The sequence below is a fragment of the Hydrogenophaga sp. genome (assembly GCF_051007235.1).
Lineage (GTDB): Bacteria > Pseudomonadota > Gammaproteobacteria > Burkholderiales > Burkholderiaceae_C > Hydrogenophaga.
The window spans coordinates 1-4,042 of record NZ_JBPCSJ010000448.1 but is presented as its reverse complement, the minus strand read 5'-3'; the positions used below and the strand labels follow the sequence as shown (position 1 = coordinate 4,042).

General features: G+C 68.5%; 2 protein-coding genes. One reads left to right on the top strand and one right to left on the bottom strand.

The genetic code is table 11. The features are described from left to right. The coding region (gene smc, locus ACR2JA_RS15970) for a chromosome segregation protein SMC (RefSeq protein ID WP_434010060.1) at window positions 1–2,940 on the bottom strand (2,940 nt) is incomplete at its 3' end. A 147-nt stretch (window positions 2,941–3,087) separates the two neighbouring features. On the opposite strand from smc, the gene dapC reads away from it, so the two are divergent. Continuing rightward, window positions 3,088–4,042, top strand: a 955-nt coding sequence (gene dapC / locus ACR2JA_RS15965) for a succinyldiaminopimelate transaminase (RefSeq protein WP_434010059.1), incomplete at its 3' end; no start/stop codon positions are given.

The following is a 4,042-nucleotide window of genomic DNA, read 5'->3' as shown; positions in this document are numbered from 1 at the left end:
GGTCAGTTCGTCCAGCGCGGCCAGGTTCACCGCGCCCAGGGCCTGGATTTCGCGGTGCAGGCGGTCGATGTCGCCCTGTAGACCGGCCAGGCGCACATTGCCTTCGGTGATGCTCTGCGCCACCGCGGCCAGGTCGGCGTTGGCTTCGGCCAGCAGCTGGCTGTACTGTTCCACGCCCAGGCGCGCGGCCTGTTCCTTGAGCTGGAAGTCGGTGATGCGCTGGCGCAGCGGGTCGAGTTCGCGTTCAAGCTTGAGACGGTGCTCGTCGCTGGCGCGCAGCTTGGCGGTCAGGTCGTCGTACTGGCTGCGCAGCGCGGCCAGGGCCTGCTCGCGTTCGAGCTTGACGGCCAGCACGTTCTGCAGCCCGGCCTGGGCGGCAGCATCGCTCAGGCGGGTCAGTTCTTCGGCGGCACGGCGCTCCTCGTCGGCCAGCGAGCGTTCCTGCATGGCCGCGGTTTCCAGCGAACGCTGCAATTCGGCCTGGCGCGCCTGCAGGCTGCGCAGGGCAAAGGTGGCTTCCTGGGCATTGCGTTCCAGGCTGCGCTGCTGTTCGCGCGCGCCGGTCAGCCGCCGTTCGGCCTCGATCACCTGGTCGTCCAGCTGCGCATGGCGTTCCTGGCTGTCGGCCAGCTGCATGTCCAGCTCTTCAAAGCGGGCCTCGGCCGTCACGCGGCGTTCCTGCAGGGCTTCGAGCTGGGCATCCACCTCGGCCAGATCGGCGGTGATCTGTTCGCTGCGGGCACGGGTCTGTTCGGCCAGCTGGGTCAGGCGCAGCGCCTCGACCTGCAACTCGTGCGCCTTGCCACGCGTCTCGGCACCTTCGCGGCGCGCGGCCACCAGGCGCTGCGAGGCTTCGCTGTAGGCGGCTTCGGCGCGCACCAGGTCGGTCCGCGCCTGTTCGGCGATCAGGGCCTGGGCGCGCAGCTGCTTGTCCAGGTGCTCGATTTCCTGCGCCCGGGCCAGCAGACCGGCCTGCTCGCTGTCGGGCGCGTAGAAGCTGACACTGTGCGCGCTGACCGCGTGGCCGCTGGGCACGTAGATCACGTCACCGGCCTGCAGCTGGGCGCGCTGGGCCATGGCCTCTTCGAGGTTGGGCGCCGTCAGACAGCCTTGCAGCCAGTCGGCGAGCAAGGCTTTCTGGCCCGCATCGTTCAGGCGAAGCCAGTCGGCCAGCGGCCTGAGTGCACCGCCGGCCACGGCCGGCGCGGCGGCGCAAACCGGGCTGTAGAAGGTCAGCTTGGCGGGCGGTGCGTCGCTGGCAAAGGGGCGCACCATCTCCAGGCGCGAGACTTCCAGCGCCGACAGGCGTTCACGCAGCGCGGCCTCCAGCGCGTTTTCCCACCCGGGTTCGATGTGCAGACGGCTCCACAGGCCTTGCAGCCCGTCCAGCCCGTGCTTGGCCAGCCAGGGCTTCAATTTGCCGTCGGTCTTGACCTTGTCCTGCAGCGCCTTGAGCGCTTCCATACGCGCCGACAGGTCGGACTGTTTCGCCGATTCCTGGTTGACCGCCTGCTGGGCGCTGCGGCGCGCGTCGTCCAGTTGCGGCACGTTCTCCTGCAGTTCCTGCAGCACGGCTTCGGCCATGTCGGCCACTTCCTGCGCCTGGGCCAGCTGTTCCTGGGCCTGGGCCAGGCGGGCCTCGTCGGGCGCGGCCAGCGCGTTGCGGTCGGCGCTGAGCTTGTCGCGCCGCACGCCGATCTGGCGGCTCTGTTCTTCGATGCTGCGCTGCTCGGCGGCCAGCACCTGGATCTGCTGCTGCACCTGCACCACGCTGCTGCGCTGTTCGTTGGCACGGTTCTGGGCAGCGCGCAGCGCATCCTCCAGCGCTGGCAAGGCACCGGCCTGCTCTTCGCCCTGGGCGGCCAGCACCACCGACTTTTCTTCGGCCTCGACGATGGCCTCGGCCAGCTGTTCGAGCTCGACGCCCGCGTCCTGGCTGCGGGTGGACCACGAAGCGATCTGTTCCTTGAGCTGCGCCAGCCGCTGCTCCACACGCTGGCGGCCTTCGACCACGAAGCGGATCTCGGCTTCGAGCTTGCCGACCTCGGCGCTGGCCTCGTACAGCTTGCCCTGGGCCTGGTTGACCTGATCGCCCGCCGCGTAGTGGGCCTGGCGGATGGTTTCGAGTTCACTTTCCACCCGGCGCAGGTCGGCGGTGCGCGACTCCAGGTCGTTGAGCGCCTGGGCCGCGTCGTTCTTGACCTTGACCTGGTCGGCCTCGGCCTCGCTGCGCTTCAAGAACCACAGCTGGTGCTGCTTGAGCGTGGCGCTGGCGTTCAGGGTGTTGTATTTCGCCGCGACCTCGGCCTGTTTTTCCAGCTTGTCCAGGTTGGCGTTGAGTTCGCGCAGGATGTCTTCGACCCGGGTCAGGTTCTCGCGCGTGTCGGCCAGGCGGTTCGCCGTTTCGCGGCGGCGTTCCTTGTACTTGGAGACGCCCGCGGCCTCTTCGAGGAACAGGCGCAGTTCCTCGGGCTTGGATTCGATGATGCGGCTGATCGTGCCCTGGCCAATGATGGCGTAGGCGCGCGGGCCCAGGCCGGTGCCCAGGAACACGTCCTGCACGTCGCGGCGGCGCACCGGCTGGTTGTTGATGTAGTAGCTGCTGGTGCCGTCGCGCGTGAGCACGCGCTTGACCGCGATTTCCAGGAACTGGCCCCATTGGCCACCGGCGCGGTGGTCGCTGTTGTCGAACACCAGCTCCACACTGGAGCGGCTGGCCGGCTTGCGGTTGTTGGTGCCGTTGAAAATCACGTCCTGCATGGACTCGCCGCGCAGCTCCGACGCCTTGGACTCGCCCAGCACCCAGCGCACCGCGTCCATGATGTTGGACTTGCCGCAGCCATTCGGACCCACCACGCCCACCAGCTGCCCCGGGAGCATGAAGTTGGTCGGTTCGGCGAAGGACTTGAAGCCCGAGAGCTTGATCGAATTGAGGCGCACGGCGATCGCGTAGCAGTTTGTAACCGCTTGATTTGTAATGGAAATCCGCCCCCTGCAGGAACCGGACGGCAGGCGGGATGATACCGTGCCCGCCCTCTGGGAGCGGCCCCCGCGGGCCACGGCGCCGCCCTTGGGATAATCGCCCGCATGAATCCCCACCTGTCCCTCCTGCAGCCCTACCCGTTCGAGCGGCTGCGCCAGCTCTTCGCGGGCGTCACGCCCAGTTCGGCGCACCGCGCCATCAGCCTGGGCATCGGCGAGCCCAAACACGCCACGCCCCAGATGCTCAAGGACGCTTTGGCCGCTGCGCTGGACACCGGCCTGACCGGCTACCCGGCCACCGCGGGCGAACCCGCCCTGCGCCAGGCCTGCGCCGACTGGATGCAGCGCCGCTACGCCGTGACGCTCAACCCCGCCACCCAGGTGCTGCCGGTCAACGGCTCGCGCGAGGCCCTGTTTTCTTTCTCACAGACGGTGCTGGACGCGTCGAAACCCGGCGCTACGCTGGCTTTTCCCAACCCGTTCTACCAAATCTACGAAGGCGCGGCCCTGCTCGGCGGCGCGCAGCCGTACTACGTGCCCAGCGTGCCGGCGCGCAACTTTGCGGTGGACTGGGACAGCGTGCCCGACGAGGTCTGGGCGCGCACGCAGCTGATCTTCGTCTGCTCGCCCGGCAACCCGACTGGCGCCGTGATGCCGCTGGACGAGTGGCAGAAGCTGTTCGAGCTGAGCGACCGCCACGGTTTCGTGATCGCCTCCGACGAGTGCTACAGCGAAATCTATTTCCGCGACGAGCCGCCGCTGGGCGGGCTGGAAGCGGCCGTGAAGCTGGGGCGCACGGACTTCAGGAACCTCATGATGTTCACCAGCCTGTCCAAGCGCAGCAACGTGCCGGGCCTGCGCAGCGGCTTCGCAGCGGGTGACGCGGCCCTCATCAAGAGCTTCCTGCTCTACCGCACTTACCACGGCGTCGCCATGAGCCCGGCCGTGCAGGCCGCCAGCGTGGCCGCCTGGGGCGACGAAGACCACGTCATCGACAACCGCCGCCAGTACCGCGAGAAGTTCGCCGCCGTCACGCCGCTGCTGGCACAGGTGCTGGACG